The following is a 15986-nucleotide window of genomic DNA, read 5'->3' as shown; positions in this document are numbered from 1 at the left end:
ACTTCCGCGGGTAGCTGGAGCGCGGTCAGAACGTAGGACACCTCATGCAACAGCCTTCCCTCTCGATGACCGAAACCGACACAGTTCTCCCCGACGGCGCCTTCGCCCTGTCGGCGGCCCAGCGCGGCATCTGGTTCGCGCAGCACATCGCGGGCGACACCCCGATCTCGATCGCCCAATACGTCGAGCTGACCGGACCGATCAACCTGGATCTGCTCGCGCGCGCGGCGCGCCAGACCGGGCGCGAGTTCGGCACCGGCTACCTGCGCCTGACCGAGGTCGACGGGCATCCGTTCCAGTTCGTCGACACCACCCTCGACGACGGCCTGGAGACCATCGACTTCCGCACCGAGCCGGACCCGGAGGCCGCCGCGCACGCGTGGATGCGCGCGGAGTACGAGGCGCCGCTGGATCTGACCCACGATCGGCTGGTGCGGCTCGCGATGCTGCGGATCGGCGCGAACCACTGGTTCTGGTATTCGCGCATGCACCACATCGTGCTCGACGGCATGGGCGCACTGACGGTGGTGCAGCGCACCGGAGAGCTCTACAACGCCGCCGTCGAGGGCAGACAACCGCCGCAGCCGAAAGCGTCGGATTTGCGCAAGATCGTCGATGCGGACCTGGCCTACCGCAGCTCGGATCGGTTCGCCGCCGACCGGGAGTACTGGCTCGAGCACCTCGACGGCATGGCCGACCCGGTGAGCCTCGCCGGCCGCGCCGCAGCCGTGGACGCACACCCGAACCGGGTCGCGGGCGCGCTGCCCGCCGATACAGCCGAGCTGCTGGACAGCGTGGCGAAAGAGGTGTCCTCGGGCGTCGCGCCGACTGTAGTCGCGGCCTTCGGCGCATACCTGTCCGCGATGACCGGCGCGCCGGAGGTGGTGCTGAGTCTTCCGGTTTCCGCGCGAACCACCGCGACGCTGCGGCATTCCGGCGGCATGATCGCCAACGTCGTCCCGCTGCGCCTGCGCTTGGCGCCGACCACGACGGTCGGCGACGTGATCCGGGCCGCCCAGGGCGAGCTGACCGGGGCGCTGCGACGGCAGCGGTACCGCCAGGAGGACATCGTCCGCGACCTCGGCTGGCCGATGGACGAGTTCGCGTCGTTCGGCCCCACGGTCAATCTGATGATGGTCGACACCAGAATCCAGCTCGGCACGGTCATCGGGCGACTGCACGTGCTGACTTCCGGGCCGATCGACGACCTGTTCGTCAATCTGTATCCGGGTGTCGGCGGCGAGAGCACACACATCGACTTCCAAGCCAACGGCAATCTCTACACCGACGCCGAACTGGCGGCACAGCATCGGCGTTTCCTGTCGTTCCTGCACCGATTCCTCTCTGCCGGACCGGACGCGCCGCTCGCGACGGTGCCGGTGCTCTCCGACGGCGAACGCAGCGACTATGCCCCCGCCCGCGGGCCGGCGGGCGTCGCGCCGCGGACCTTGCCTGGCATCCTGGCCGACGGCGCAGCGCTCGATCCACAGGCGATCGCACTTGTCGACGGCGCGGCCGCGCTGACCTATCGGGAGGTCGACGACTACACCAATCGCCTGGCCAGGGCGCTGATCGCATCCGGCGCCGGACCCGAGCGCACCGTGGCGATCTCGATTCCGCGTTCGGTCCGATCGGTGCTCGCAATGCTAGCGGTGGCCAAGACCGGCGCGGCGTTCGTGCCGATCGACCCGACCTATCCGGCCGACCGGATCGAGCACATGGTCGGCGACAGTGGGGTTGTCGCGGGTGTCACGATCGCGGCGGCGCGAAAGTCCCTGCCGAACCGGGTGAACTGGCTGATCCTCGACGACGAGACCACCGAGCGCGCGGTGGCCGAACAGGACGCGGCGGCGATCACCGATGCGGACCGGCGGACCGCGGTGCACCCCGACCAAGTCGCGTACATCATCTACACCTCCGGCTCGACGGGGCTGCCCAAGGGCGTGCTGGTCGCGCACCGCGGGCTGGCCAATTTGGTCGCCGGCTCCGCCGCCGGATTCGGCGTTGCCGCCGATTCCGTTGTCGCCCATGCTGTTTCGCCCAGCTTTGATATCTCGGTTGAGGAAATCCTCGTCACGCTCGCGGCAGGCGCGACCCTGGTTGTCGTTCCGCCCTCGGCGTACGCGGGCGAGGAGATGGCGCAGGTGCTGCGCGCCCACGGAGTGACCCACCTCAACGTCACTCCGACCGTCGTCGGGTCACTGGAACCGGCCACCCTGCCCGATCTGCGCACCGTGATCGTCGGGGGCGACGCATGCCCGCCGGAACTGGTCGCCAAGTGGTCCGGCCGCACCCTGTTGAACGGTTACGGTCCGACCGAAACCACCGTGACCGTGACCTTGAGCGCGCCGCTGACATCCGGCGCACCGGTCACCATCGGGGGCCTCACGCGGGGTGTATCGGCCATCGTCCTGGATCCGTGGCTGCGCCCGCTGCCTCCGGGCACCACCGGTGAGCTCTACCTCGCGGGCCCCGGCGTCGCCCGCGGCTACCACCGGCGCAACGGACTCACCGCCGATCGGTTCGTCGCCAACCCGTACGCGACGGGTGAGCGCATGTACCGCACCGGCGATCTGGTGCGCTGGGTCGAGTCGGACGGCCGCGCCGAACTGGAGTATCAGGGCCGCAGTGACTTCCAGGTGAAGGTGCGCGGCTTCCGCATCGAGCTGGGCGAGATCGACGCCGCGCTGCAGCGGCAGCCCGACATCGATTTCGCGCTCACGCTCGGCGTCGAAACTGGTTCGGGCGCCACCGCACTGGTGTCCTATGTCCTGCCGAAGCCGGGGACCGAGGTCCATCCCGAGGCGCTGAAAGCGGCGGCGGGAGAAATGCTTCCCGCCTACATGGTCCCGTCGGCGGTGATGGTGCTGGACAGTGTTCCGCTGACGCCGCTCGGCAAAGTGGACCGCAAAGCCCTGCCTGCCCCGGATCTAGGCACGCGCACGATCGTGAGCAGGCCGCCGTCCACGCCGCGCGAGGAGACACTGGCCGCGCTGTTCGCGGAGGTGCTCGGGCTGGAGTCGGTGGGCGTCGACGAGAGCTTCTTCGCGCTCGGCGGGGACAGCATCGTCGCCATCCAGCTGGTGTCGCGGGCGAAGGCGGCCGGGATCGGCTTCAGCGCACGGGACGTGTTCGAGCGCAAGACCGTCGCCGCGCTGGCCGCGGTCGCCACCGATGTGCCGACCAGGGTGGTGCACGAACTGCCCGGCGGCGGGGTAGGTGAGGTGGAACTCACCCCGATCGTGCACGCCATGCTGGAGCAGGGCGACACCTGGCGACGGTTCGCCCAGGCGGCGCTGATCGGGCTGCCCGGCCGGACCGAACGCGGCCGGCTGGTCGCGGCGATTCAGGCGCTGCTCGACCAGCATGACGTGCTGCGCTCCACCCTGCGGCGTACCAGTGACGGCTGGAGCTGGGTGGTCGGCGAGCCGGGCACGGTGGACGCCGACGGCCTGCTGGAGGTCGTCACCGTGGGCGCGGATACCGAACAAACCTGTGAACGCGAGTTCCAGCGCGCCGCCGACCAGCTCGACCCCGAGTCGGGCGTGGTCGCGCGCTTCGTGCTGATCGAGCCCGCGGACGGCGATCCACTGTTGTGGCTGGTGCTGCACCATCTCGTGACCGACGGCGTCTCCTGGCGCATCCTATTGCCGGATCTGGCCACCGCCGCGCTGGGCGGCGTACTCGCACCGGTCGGCACCTCGTTCCGGCGCTGGGCGCACGGCCAGCGGGCACACGCGGCCGGTCGCATCGCGGAACTGCCATTGTGGCAACGGGTTCTCGCCACACCCGACCCCGCGCTCGGCTCGGCGCCGATGGACCCCGATGTCGACATGGTGGCCACTGTGGCGCACCTGACAACCGTCATCGCTCCGGAGATCGCGGACACCGTGCTCACCACCGCACCAGACCGATTCCACTGCGGCGCCGACGATGTGCTGCTCGCCGGGCTCGCGATGGCGGTGGCCCGCTGGCGCGGGCGGACGTCGACACTGTTCAACCTCGAGGGCCACGGACGCTCGGAGACCATCCTGCCGGGCGCCGACCTCGCACGCACAGTCGGCTGGTTCACCAGCCTCTATCCCGCCGCCGTCGACCTGGCCGGCATCGATCTCGCCGATGCGTTCGGGGGCGGCGCCGCGGCGGGCGCCGCGATCAAGGCCACCAAGGAACAGCTGCGGGCCCTGCCGGACAAGGGCGTCGGGTTCGGGATGCTGCGCTACCTCGACCCCGAAGGCGCGGCGGCGCTCGCGGACGCGCCGACACCGCAGCTCAGCTTCAACTACCTCGGCCGCGCGACCACCGGCGGCGACACTGCGCCCTGGCGGCAGCGACGTTTCGTGGCGACCCAGGACGATCGCGCGCCGTTGGCCGCCGTGGTGGACGTCACCGCCGTCCTCACCGACTCCGGTCTCGACGTGACCTGGGCCTACGCCTCCCGCCTCCTCGACGAGGCCGACCTCGCCGAACTCGCCGCGCTCTGGACACAGGCGCTCGGCGCGATCGCCGCGCACGCGGGGTCCGCGGGGTCGGGCGGACGGACACCCTCGGACTTCGATTTGGTGGCGGTCACCCAGGAGCAGGTCGACACCTGGGAACGCGACTACCCGAACCTCACCGACGTCTGGCCGCTCTCGCCGCTGCAGTACGGCCTGCTCTTCCACGCCCTCTACGACTCCGACACCGCCGACACCTACACGGTTCAATCCATGCTCACCCTGGTGGGCGCGGTCGATTCGGCCCGATTGCGCCGCGCCGCAGAGGCTTTGGTGGCGCGGCACGAAAATTTGCGCGTCGCCTTCGTGGAGGCCGAGGACGGTCCGCGTCAGCTCGTCCTCGCCGACGCCGAGATCCAGTGGCACGACGTGGATCTCACCGGGTTCGCCGACGAAGAGCGCGGTCGCGAACTCGAGCGAGTGATCGCCGTCGACGCCCGCACCCGATTCGAGCTCACCCGCCCCCCGCTGCTGCGCTGCACGCTCATCCGCACCGGCCCCGAGGCCTACCGGTTCGTCCTGACCAACCACCACCTGGTGCTGGACGGCTGGTCGGCGCCGCTGCTCGTGCGCGAACTGCTCACTCTCTACGTCACCGAGAGCGACGCGTCCGCGCTGCCGCCCGCGCACTCCTACCGCGAGTTCCTGACCTGGCTGCAGTCCGGGGACGACGCGGAATCACTCGCGGCGTGGACGAGTTCGCTGGCCGGCGTGGACACGCCGACCCGAGCGGTGCCCACTCTCGCCGGCATCGAATCGACCGAAACCGGCATGGTCTCCACCGATCTGACCCGTGCGACGGTGGTCCGGCTGGAAACCACTGCCCGCGAAGCGGGCGCCACGGTGAACACCCTGGTGCAGGCCGCCTGGGCGATGCTGCTCGCGATGCTCACCGGCCGCACCGACGTGGTGTTCGGCGGCACCGTCTCCGGCAGGCCACCAGAGCTTGCCGGGGTCGAGGAGATGATCGGCCTGTTCATCAACACGCTGCCGGTGCGGGTCCGGCTCGACCCGACGGAGAAGGTGGTCGACCTGCTCACGCGCCTGCAGTCCGAGCAGGCGCGGCTGATGGACCACCAGCACGTCGGCCTCGCCGCCATCCACCAGGCGGTCGGACTCGCCGAATTGTTCGACACCCTCACCGTTTTCGAGTCCTATCCGATCGATCGCGAGGCGCTGTCGCAGGCATTGGACATCGCGGGGATGCGGGTGCTCGACGTCGAGGTCACCGACGCGGCGCCGTATCCGTTGAACCTCATGGTGATTCCCCTGCACGGCCCCGACGGCCAGGACACGCTGCAGATCACGGTGAAATATCTGGCCGACCAGCTCGCGCCCGAGGCGGCGCGGTCGCTGCTGGATCGCTTCGTCCGGCTGCTCACCCAGCTCGCCGACAATCCCCGCGCGCTGGTCTCCCAGCTGCAATACTGCGACGACGCCGAGCGCGCGGCGCTGCTTCCGGCCCGCGGCCCGCAGTCGGTGCCGCCGCGCACGCTGCCCGAGATCCTCACCGACGGCGCGCGGATCGACAGCGACGCCATCGCGGTCACCGCGGGTGAGCTGACCATGTCCTACCGTGAACTCGACGCCTGGTCCAACCGCTTCGCGCGGGTACTGCTGCGCCGCGGGGTCGGGCGCGAGGTGTTCGTCGTGCTCGCGCTCACCAGATCACTGGAATCGGTGGTCGCGGTGTGGGCGCTGGCCAAGACCGGCGCCGCGTTCGCTCCCCTCGACCCGAACTACCCGGTGGAGCGGATCGAGCACATGCTCACCGACTCGAAGGCGCCGATCGGTGTGACGGTGACCGCGACCGGCGAGACGCTGCCGAGCACCGTCGACTGGCTGCTGCTCGACGACCTCAACACCATGCGCCGAGCGTTGACCATCTCCGATGCACCGATCACCGACGAGGAGCGTGGCGGGCCCATCGACATCGACCAGACCGCCTACCTGATCTACACCTCCGGCTCGACCGGCAAGCCGAAGGCCGTGCTGCTCAGCCACCGCGGCGTCGCGAATCTCGTGACCGCCCAACGCGAAACGCTCGGTCTCGACCACACTGCGAGCACACTGCAGGTGGCCTCGCCCAGCTTCGACGCGTCGGTCTTCGAGCTGCTGACCGCGCACGGCGCGGGCGGCAGGCTGGTCGTATCGCCGCCGGACGTCTACGGCGGCGCGGAACTCGAACGCCTGCTGCGCACCGAACGGGTCACGCACGCGGTGATCACGCCCTCGGCGCTGACCACCATGGATCCCACCGAACTCGACCAGCTGCGCGTGCTGTCGGTCGCGGGTGAAGCCGCCACGCCGGAGCTGATCGAACGGTGGTCGGTGGGCAGGCGCATGGTGAACCTCTACGGCCCCACCGAGTTCAGCATCTGGGCGACCGGCCCTGGCGAGCTCGTCGCGGGCGAGCCGATCACGATCGGCGGACCGATCCGCGGCGCGGCCATCATGGTGCTCGACACCTGGCTGCGCCCGGTGCCGGTGGGCGTGGCCGGTGAGCTGTACCTGGCGGGTCCCGCACTCGCGCGCGGCTACTTCAACCGATTCGAGATGACGGCGAGCCGCTTCGTCGCCGACGCGTTCGGCGAACCCGGCGAGCGAATGTATCGCACCGGTGACATGGTGCGCTGGGTGATCGGCCGCGATGGCGATCTCGAGCTGGAGTACCTGGGCCGCAGCGACTTCCAGGTCAAGATCCGCGGGTTGCGCATCGAGCTCGGCGAGATCGACGCGGTGCTGTCGCGCGACGACGAGATCGAGTACGCGGTGACCATCGGCCGCGCGGGTCCGGCTGGGAGCACCGTGCTGGTGTCCTACGTGCTGCCCGCCGAGGGTGTGCGGCTGGATGTCGAGCGGCTGCGTGCGCAGGCTGCCGCCGAGCTGCCCGGCTACATGGTGCCCGGCTACCTCGTCGTGCTCGACTCGATTCCGCTCACCCCGGTCGGCAAGCTGGACCGTAAAGCCCTGCCGGTACCGGACTTCTCCGACACGAACCGGCCCTATCTCGCGCCGCGCACGCCGGTCGAGGAGGCGGTGGCCGCCGTGTTCGGCGAGGTGCTCGGCAGTGAGCGGGTCAGCGTCGATCAGTCGTTCTTCGAGCTCGGCGGCAACTCCTTGACCGCTACCAAGGTGGTCGCGCGGGTGAACGCGGGACTCGGGTCGCGGATCGCGCTGCGCGATCTGTTCGACGCACCGACCGTCGCTCAGCTGTCCGCCCGGGTGGTTCCCGGCACCGTCGACGCGCCGGGCCGGTTCGCGCTCGCGCCGCGGATCCGGCCGGACCGCGTTCCGCTGTCCCCCGCGCAGCAGCGCATGTGGGTGCTCAACCGCATGGATCCGTCCTCGCCCGCCTACAACATCGCAGTGGCGTTGCGGCTCACCGGCGAGCTGGACGTCGACGCCATGCGCGCCGCGCTCGCCGACGTGGTCGACCGGCACGAGAGCCTACGCACCCTGTATCCCGCCGACGCCGAGGGGCCGCGCCAAGTGGTGGTCGGCGTCGATGTGGCCGCGCCCGCCATGCCGGTGCTCGATACCGAGGACGGCGCCGCGCTGCGCGAGCGGATCACCGCGCTCGCCGGCAGCGGGTTCGACGTCACCACCCAACCGCCGCTGCGGGTGGGTCTGTTCCGGGTCCACAGTGCGACGGAGGCGCTCACCGGTGCCGGACCGGTGTCGTCGGCTCCCGCTACCGGAGCCGCACCCGTCTCGTCCGGCCCCGCCGCGGGAATCGCGCCGGTCTCCTCCGGTTACTCGGTGGACCATGCACCTCAGCCGACGCCGGTGCACGTCGTCGTGCTGGTGGTGCATCACATCAGCGCCGACGGCGCGTCGATGGCGCCGCTGGCCGCCGACCTGGTTGCCGCGTATGCGGAACGCACGACCGGTGCGCCCGACACGCGTGTCCCGCTCGCGGTGCAGTATGCCGACTTCGCGCTCTGGCACCGGGAGGTGCTCGGCGACGAAGCGGACCCGGAATCGACCGCAGCACATCAGATTCACTATTGGCGGGAGACGCTGGCGGGTGCGCCCGATGTGATCGAACTCCCCACCGACCGCCCGCGCCCGGCCGTGCAGACCATGCACAGTGCGGACTTCAGCTTCACCGTCGACTCCGAAATACACAGCGCTCTGGTGGAATTCGCCGCCGCACGGAACATCAGCCCGTTCATGGTCGTGCACGCCGCGCTGGCGGTGCTGCTCGCTCGGCTCGGCGGCACCGACGACGTGTTGATCGGCACGCCGGTCGCGGGACGCGGCGAAGAGGCGTTGGACGAGCTGGTCGGCATGTTCGTCAACACCTTGGCGCTGCGCACCCCCGTCGATCTCGGTCTCGGATTCGCGGCGTTCCTGGACACCGTCCGATCCGCGGATCTGGACGCCTTCGCCAACGCCGACGTCCCGTTCGAGCGGCTGGTTCAGGTACTCGACCCCGACCGCTCGACGGCGCACCATCCGCTGTTCCAGGTGACACTGAGCCTGCAGAACTTCGTCGAACCGGTGCTGGAACTGCCCGGATTGCGTTTCGAGGTGGAAGATTTCGACCGCAATGCCTCGCAGTTCGATCTGACCCTCGAATTGCGGGAGCATGTTACCGAGTCCGGGCCGGCGGGGATGGACGCCGTGCTGACCTACGCGACCGACCTGTTCGACGAGGCCTCGGTGGCCTCGTTCGCGTTCCGGTGGTTGCGGGTGCTGGCGGGCGTTCTCACGCAGCCCGAGGTGCGCATCTGCGACATCGACATCCTCGACGACGCCGAACGCGCGACACTGATTCCGGTGCGCGGTCCCGAAACCGAAGGGACGACAATACTTCCGCAGCTGCTCGCCGAGACCGCCCAGCGGTATCCGGATCGCCCGGCGTTGGTGGTCGGCGGGAACACCACCACTTACCGGGAGATCGACGCACATGCCAATCGCCTGGCGCGGGTGCTGATCGAAGCAGGAGCTGGCCCGGAAACCGTGGTGGCTCTTGGTCTTCCGCGCTCGGCGGAGCTGCTCACCGGCATGTGGGCCGCCGCGAAAGCCGGCGCGGCGTTCCTTCCGGTCGACCCCAAGCACCCGGTCGAGCGCATCGACCACATACTCACCGATTCCGGTGTCACGGTCGGCCTCACCCTCGCCGGGTACCGGCCGATGCTGCCCGACAGCACCGAGTGGCTGGTGCTCGACGACCTTGCCCTCGTCGAACGCTGGGGTGCCGCGAGCGACCGCGCGCCGTGCGAGAGCGAACTGCTCGGACCCATACGACTGGACAATCCGGCATGGATGATCTACACCTCGGGCTCCACCGGAACTCCCAAAGGTGTCTCGGTCTCCCACCGCGGCATCACCGACATGGTCACAGCGCAGCGCACCTCGCTCGGCCTGGACGAGCACTCCCGGGTGCTCCAGGTGGCATCCCCGAGCTTCGACGCGTCGCTGTTCGAGGCCATCATGGCGTTCGGTTCCGGCGGCGCGGCGGTGGTGTCGCCGCCGGAGGTGTTCGGCGGCGGCGCACTCGCCGAGCTGATCGACGCCGAACAGGTGACGCACCTGGTCATCACCCCCTCGGCGCTGGCCACCCTCGACCCAGACGAGGTGACGAGCGTACGGGTGCTCTCGGTGGCCGGTGAGGCGGTCGGCGCCGAGCTGGTCGAACGCTGGGCCGCGGATCGAACAATGGTCAACCTGTACGGCCCGACCGAGTTCACCATCTGGGCGACGGGCTCCGCGCTGGCGGTCGGCACGCCGGTCTCCATCGGCACGCCGGTGCACGGCGCGGCCACCCTGGTGCTCGACGACCGGCTGCGCCCGGTCCCGGTGGGAGTGGCGGGCGAGCTGTATCTCGCCGGCCCCGCGCTCGCCCGCGGCTACCACGCGCGGCCGGGTCTCACCGCGGCCCGCTTTCACGCCAACCCGTTCGGCGCGGCGGGCGAACGGATATACCGCACCGGCGATCTGGTGCGGTGGATCCGCGCCGGGTCGGGGCTGGAACTGGAGTACCTGGGCCGCACCGACTTCCAGGTCAAGGTGCGCGGCCAGCGCATCGAACTCGGCGAGATCGATGCGGTGCTCGGCCGCGCCGAGGGCGTGGACTTCGCGATCACGCTCGGTGTGCCCGGCCCCACCGGGGCGACCGCACTGGCCGCCTACCTGGTCCCCACGCCCGGCGTCGACCTCGACATCGCGCGGGTGCGCGCGTTCGCCGCGGACATCATGCCCGGCTACATGGTGCCGTCCGCGTTCGTCGTGCTGGACGAGATCCCGCTCACCGCGGTCGGCAAGCTCGACCGGAAGGCGCTACCCACACCGGAATTCACCGTGGACCGCACCGAGTACCGTGCGCCGGACACGCCGACCGAACAGGTGCTTGCCGAAATCTTCGGCGAGCTGCTCGGCCTGGAGAAGGTGGGCACCGACGATTCGTTCTTCGGGCTCGGCGGCGACAGCATCCTGGCGATCCAGCTGGTGTCGCGGGCGAAGCAGCAGGGCATCACTTGTACTCCGCTGCAGGTGTTCGAGTACCGCACGGTGGCGGCGCTGGGGGCGGCCGCCGACGCCGCGGGCACGGCGGTGACACTCGATGAACTGCCCGGTGGCGGCGTCGGCGAACTACCGCTGACGCCGATCGTGCATTACATGCTGGAGCGCGGTGGCAATTACGACCGGTTCGCCCAGAACGCGGTGCTGGAACTGCCGGTCGGGATCGAACGGTCGCAGATCGTCGCGGTCCTCACCGCGGCGGTGGATCGGCACGATATGTTGCGGGCCCGGCTGATCACCGACGACGACGGCTCGCGCCTGCTGGTCGGCCCGCCCGGCTCGATCGACGTGGACGCGCTCGTGCACCGTGTCGAATTCGATGTGGCCGACCCGATCGAGCTGCGCGAATACGCGACGACCGAGCTGGACGCCGCGGCAAACCGGCTCGATCCGGCGAATGGCATCGTGCTGCAATTCATTTGGCTCGACCCGGTGGGTGACGCGGGTACGCGGACCGGGGCGGGACGGTTGATCGTGGTGGCCCACCATCTGGTGATCGACGGCGTGTCCTGGCGCATCCTGGTGCCGGATCTGGTCGCCGTGTGGGCTCAGGTATCGGCCGGCAACCTGCCGGTTCTCGCCGAGACCGGAACTTCGATGCGGCGCTGGTCGCACGCGCTGGCCGAGGAGGCGCTCTCCGACCACAGGGTGTCCGAGCTGGCGTACTGGCGGGACGTGCTCGCCGGACCCGATCCGCTGATCGGCGCCCGCGAGCTGGATCCCGCGGTCGACCGGACCGACACGCTGCTCATGGTGGAACGGGAGGTGTCCGCCGAGGTCACCGCCGCGTTGCTCACCACATTGCCCGGGCTGTTCCAGGGCGGCGTCAACGACGCGTTGCTGGCGACCCTGGCGCTCGCGCTGGTGCGCTGGCGCGACAGCACCGAACCGACGGCACTGGTGCGACTGGAAGGCCATGGCAGGCAGGAGGAGGTGGTCCCCGGCGCCGACCTGTCCCGCACCATCGGCTGGTTCACCAGCCTCTACCCGGTGCGGCTCGACCTGTCGAACATCGACGTCGACGATGCGCTCGCCGGTGGGCCCGCGATGGGCACGGCGATCCGCGCGGTCAAGCACCAGCTGCTCGCCGTGCCGGACAAGGGCATCGGATTCGGCCTGCTGCGCTATCTGAATCGTGAAGCGGCGCAACATCTTCCGGCGATTTTGCCGGGCCGCATCGGCTTCAACTACCTCGGCAGGTACTCGACCGGTGACATTCCGGCCGGCCTGGAGGGTCTCGGCTGGCTGCCGACCGACGAACTCGGCGATCTGCATGTCGCCGAGCATGCCGACGTGCCCTTGCAGTCGGCGATCGATGTGAACGCCGTGGTGATCGGCGACCGGCTGCGCGCGAGCTTCGGCTTCCCCTCCACCCTGCTCGCGCAGGATGAGGTGGCCGAGCTGGCCGACCTGTGGGTCGAGACGCTCGGCGCGGCAGCTCATTTCACGCAGACCGCGGCGGCGCGCACCGCCGCCGCCGAGGAGGCCGCTGCCACGACCCCGGTGTCCACCGCGCCCGGCGGGCTAGGACTGGACATCGTGCTCCCGATCAGGCGCGGCGGCACCGAGCCTGCGCTGTTCTGCGTCCATCCGTCGGCCGGAATATCGTGGACCTATATGGGATTCGCGGACGCGCTGGCGCCGGGCAGGCCGATCTACGGTTTGCAAGCGCCGGACCTCAGCGGCCACGAACCCGCGCGCTCGATCGAGGATTTCGCCGACCGCTACGTGCGTGAGATCCGCGCCCTGCAACCCGAGGGGCCCTACCACCTGCTCGGCTGGTCGTTCGGCGGACTCATCGCCCACGCGATGGCGACCAAGCTGAAAGCGGAGGGTGCCACGGTCGGCGTCGTCGCGCTGCTGGACGCCGACACGACCGACATCGACGGCGACAGCATCGAACGGCTCACCCCCGGCGCCTTCGTGAACGCGTTCGGCTCGGTCTTCGGCATCCACGACGTGCCCGCCGAAGCGACGGCCCAGGAAGCGGCCGATCTGATCCGCGAGCGGCTCGGCGGCGTATCACTGATCGACGCGACCACTCTGGAGCGGATGGCCGGGTCGTTCAACGCGTCGGCCCGGACCAGAACCGGCTATCGACGCCCGGTGTTCGACGGCGACATCGTGTATTTCAGCGCGACCGTCGACACCTCGGACATTTTCGGTCCCGACGGCTGGCGGCCGTATGTGACCGGCGAGATCATCAACCACGACGTCGATGTCACGCACGACGAGCTGACGGCGCCGCAGGCGCTGCCGATCATCGCGCGTGTACTCGACGAACATCTGGGAGGCCGAGGATGAATTCCGAACAAGGAGTCGTCGTCGAGGGAATCGAGAAGTCGTTCGGCGCCGTCAAAGCATTGCGCGGCGTCGATTTCGTGGCGGAACCGGGCGAGGTGCTCGGTATCCTCGGACCGAACGGTGCAGGTAAGACGACCGCGGTGAACATCCTGTCCACGCTGATAGCGCCGGATCGCGGTCGCGCGCTGGTCGCCGGGCACGATGTGATCGCCGACCCGGCGGCGGTGCGCCGCAGCATCATGCTGACCGGCCAATACGCGGCGCTGGACGACGTGCTCAGCGGTTACGAGAACCTCGTGATGTTCGGCAGGCTGATGGGCCTGCGCAAACGGGCCGCCCGCGCCCGCGCCGACGAGCTGATCGGCGAGTTCGATCTCGAAGACGCGGCGGGCCGCCGGGTCGGCACCTACTCCGGCGGCATGCGCAGGCGCATCGACATCGCATGCGGGCTCGTCGTCCGGCCGGACGTGGTGTTCCTGGACGAACCCACCACCGGGCTGGATCCGCGCAGCAGGCAGGGGGTCTGGGATTTGGTCGCCGGCTTCAAGAAGGCCGGCATCACGACCCTGCTCACCAGCCAGTACCTGGAGGAGGCCGACGCGCTCAGCGACCGGATCATCGTCATCGACCACGGTGTGGTGATCGCGCAGGGCACCGCTGACGAGCTGAAGTCGCGGACCGGCGGCAGTTACTGCGAGGTGGTGCCGCTGAATCTGAAGGATCTGCCCGCGATCGCGGCGGCGCTGGGCTCGCTGCTGCCGCAGGAGAATCGGGCCGCGCTGACCGCCGATGCCGATCGGATCGCCATCCCGGCGCCGGACGGCGCCAAAACACTCGCCGAAGCGCTGCGCAGACTCGACAGCGCAGGAGTCGAGCTCGTCGACATCGCGCTGCGCAGACCCTCGCTCGACGACGTATTCCTCCAGCTGACCGGGCACCTTGCGACGGTGGAGACCATCGGGGAGCCGGAGGTCGTGTCATGACGGCCGCGACCTGGCTCACCCAGGTCCGCGCCGCGCCGATGCGCACGCAGCAGTGGTGGGTGCTCACCACAAGGCTGATCATGCCATCCGTGCGGACCGGCGAAGTGCTCGCCTCCGTGCTGGCGCCGGTCGCGTTCACCGCCAGTTTCTACATCCCGCTGAAGACCGTGATGACTTTCTCCGGTACCGGGTTCAGCAGCTACGCGCAGTTCATGATGCCCATCGTGATTATGCAGGCCGCCGCGTTCACCGCCGTTTCGGCGGCCTTCCGCGCCGCCACCGATTCCGTCGCCGGGCTCAACCGGCGGTTCGGCTCCATGCCGGTCGGCCCGCTCGTCCCGGTCGCCGCGCGTATGTCCGGCAACGTCTTCCGTCTGGTTGTCGCGCTCATTACCGCGTTGATCTGTGGGCAGATCATCGGTTTCCGCTTCTACCTCGACACCGCGCACACGATCGGCTTCCTGCTGTTCTCCTTGCTCATCGGGATCGTGCTGACCTTGGGCGCGGACGTGATCGGGACGGCGTCGCGCAGCCCGGAGGCGACCACGCAGGCACTGGTGTTACCGCCGTTGATCTTGGGCATGCTCTCGACAGGGCTCGCGCCGGCGCAACAGTTTCCGGACTGGGTGCAGTCGTTCGTGCGCAACCAGCCGGTCTCGCAGTATGTCATCGCGTTACGGGCGCTTGCCGGTGACACCATGCCGAACGCGGGGCAGGTGACCTGGTCGCTGATGGGTCCGCCGCTGGCCTGGGCGATCGGCACTTTGGCTCTCTGCGTCCCGCTGTCCATCCGGTTGAACTCGAGGAGGGCGTGATGGCGCTGCTCGCCGATCGCACGGAGGGGTCCCACACCGGCTCGGAGGTGTCGGTGTCGGCGCTGGTGCGGCACACTCTGATCCAGACGCAGCGTCTTCTGCTGCGCTGGGCCCGCACCCCGGTCACCTTGTTGGAGACGCTGATCGTCCCTTGCCTGCTGCTGATCATGCTGAATACCGTGGTCGGCAACCAGATCAAGAAGTTCACCGGCGAAAGCGCGCTCTACGGCTCGGTGCCGATGGTCACCATCGTCGGTGCGCTGTCCGGTGCGGTCGCCGGTGGCGTCTTGCTCGGCCGGGAGCGCGATGCGGGTCTGCTCGCTCGCTTCTGGGTCTTGCCGGTGCACCGCGCCTCCGGCCTTGCCTCACGAATCCTCGCCGAGGGCTGCCGGATCTTCGCAGGCACCATCGCCATCGTCCTGGTCGGCTACCTGCTCGGGTTCCGCTTCCACCAGGGCGTCATGGCGACGATCGTCTTCCTGTTCATTCCGATCATCTTCGGTTTGGCCTTCGCCACCATCGTCACCGCGGTCGCCGTGTTCACGGCGAAGGCGACGCTGGTGGAAGGGATCGCCATCCTCACCTCCCTGATGATGTTCTTCAGCACCGGCTTCGTCCCGCTGTTCGCCTACCCGAGCTGGATCCAGCCGGTGGTGCGCAACCAACCGCTGTCGGTGGCCGTCGACACCATGCGGGCCCTCACCCAAGGCGGACCCTTAGCCCATCTCCTGACACTCACCTTCGCCTGGTCCTTCGGCGCGATCATCCTCTTCGCCATTCCGGCGACCATCGGGTATCGCCGCGCCAGCAGGCAGTGAACAGGCATTTCCCGGCTCACAGCGGACTCCCGGCGAAAG

Annotated in this window: 4 protein-coding genes; all 4 read left to right on the top strand. The window is 69.4% G+C overall.

The window, feature by feature from the left end; all coding sequences use genetic code 11:
- Positions 1 to 44 precede the first annotated feature (44 nt).
- The 4 genes from AB0H00_RS10140 to AB0H00_RS10125 are packed head-to-tail and all read left to right on the top strand — an operon-like array spanning position 45 to position 15947.
- Positions 45 to 13331 carry an amino acid adenylation domain-containing protein gene (locus AB0H00_RS10140; RefSeq protein WP_357263852.1) on the top strand — a complete coding sequence of 4429 codons (13287 nt, stop codon included), beginning with the start codon at positions 45 to 47 and terminating at the stop codon, positions 13329 to 13331.
- Positions 13328 to 14314 carry an ATP-binding cassette domain-containing protein gene (locus AB0H00_RS10135; protein ID WP_357263849.1) on the top strand — a complete coding sequence of 329 codons (987 nt, stop codon included), beginning with the start codon at positions 13328 to 13330 and terminating at the stop codon, positions 14312 to 14314. Before AB0H00_RS10140 ends, AB0H00_RS10135 begins: the two co-directional genes overlap by 4 nt.
- Positions 14311 to 15129: an ABC transporter permease gene (locus AB0H00_RS10130; protein ID WP_357263846.1), complete on the top strand. Its 819-nt coding sequence runs from the start codon at positions 14311 to 14313 to the stop codon at positions 15127 to 15129. The genes AB0H00_RS10135 and AB0H00_RS10130 overlap by 4 nt, the downstream gene beginning before the upstream one ends.
- Complete coding sequence (locus AB0H00_RS10125) at positions 15129 to 15947, top strand: ABC transporter permease (protein WP_357263843.1); 819 nt, start codon at positions 15129 to 15131, stop codon at positions 15945 to 15947. The genes AB0H00_RS10130 and AB0H00_RS10125 overlap by 1 nt, the downstream gene beginning before the upstream one ends.
- Positions 15948 to 15986: the final 39 nt, after the last annotated feature.

The organism is Nocardia sp. NPDC023852, assembly GCF_040639505.1.
GTDB lineage: Bacteria > Actinomycetota > Actinomycetes > Mycobacteriales > Mycobacteriaceae > Nocardia.
Note: the sequence above shows the minus strand (reverse complement) of the source record. Positions and strands in the feature narration are given on the sequence as shown.

Bases quoted from the DNA above. Each gene is read 5' to 3' on its own strand.
- AB0H00_RS10140 (WP_357263852.1), top strand. From the start codon at position 45: ATGCAACAGCCTTCCCTCTCGATGACCGAAACCGACACAGTTCTCCCC.
- AB0H00_RS10135 (WP_357263849.1), top strand. From the start codon at position 13,328: ATGAATTCCGAACAAGGAGTCGTCGTCGAGGGAATCGAGAAGTCGTTC.
- AB0H00_RS10130 (WP_357263846.1), top strand. From the start codon at position 14,311: ATGACGGCCGCGACCTGGCTCACCCAGGTCCGCGCCGCGCCGATGCGC.
- AB0H00_RS10125 (WP_357263843.1), top strand. From the start codon at position 15,129: ATGGCGCTGCTCGCCGATCGCACGGAGGGGTCCCACACCGGCTCGGAG.